Origin of the sequence: Blastomonas sp. UPD001 (genome assembly GCF_003426715.1) — a bacterium.
Taxonomy (GTDB): Bacteria; Pseudomonadota; Alphaproteobacteria; order Sphingomonadales; family Sphingomonadaceae; genus Blastomonas.
On sequence record NZ_QKVT01000131.1, the window covers coordinates 1 to 529 of the forward strand.

The following is a 529-nucleotide window of genomic DNA, read 5'->3' on the forward strand; positions in this document are numbered from 1 at the left end:
GCCTTTGCCAGTTCAACGGGGGTCTTGATCCCGACTGAATCCCCCTACATCGTCAGCATGGCAGGTGAACTTGTCCACGGTGGCGGCCTGTTTGGTGCGATCATCATCTGCATACTGGTGGTTTCTGCTTGGCGAGGCGGATCAACCGCCTGGGAAAATCTTATCCGTGCAAGTTTCGTTGGAGCCTGTCTCTTGAATCCGATCTCTATTGCGAATCCGTTCCTTGTATTCTTCTGCAACCAGCGGCCGCTGTCGTCCGGACAGAGCCCGTCCTGATGACGACGTCACTCGACCTGATAAAGCGGTTCTACCCTGAAGCTAGGCTAAACGGATTCACGGCGGTGGATGGCGTCGTGGCCTTTTACTCGCAAATCAGGGCACTTCTGACCGAACAGTCCCACGTGCTCGATTTCGGCGCCGGTCGGGGGGCGCAGATATCAGAGGACCCGGTGCCGTACCGGCGCCAGTTGCAGGACCTGCGATCGGTAGCTGCCCATGTCGAGGGATGCGATATCGATGGGGCCGTGCT

General features: G+C 58.0%; 2 protein-coding genes. Both read left to right on the forward strand.

The window, feature by feature from the left end; translation table 11 throughout:
- Positions 1-276 (forward strand): hypothetical protein (locus DM995_RS22575; protein ID WP_232824576.1); only part of this gene is annotated, 276 nt, incomplete at its 5' end.
- Positions 276-529 (forward strand): hypothetical protein (locus tag DM995_RS22580; RefSeq protein ID WP_232824577.1); only part of this gene is annotated, 254 nt, incomplete at its 3' end. The genes DM995_RS22575 and DM995_RS22580, both read left to right, overlap by 1 nt.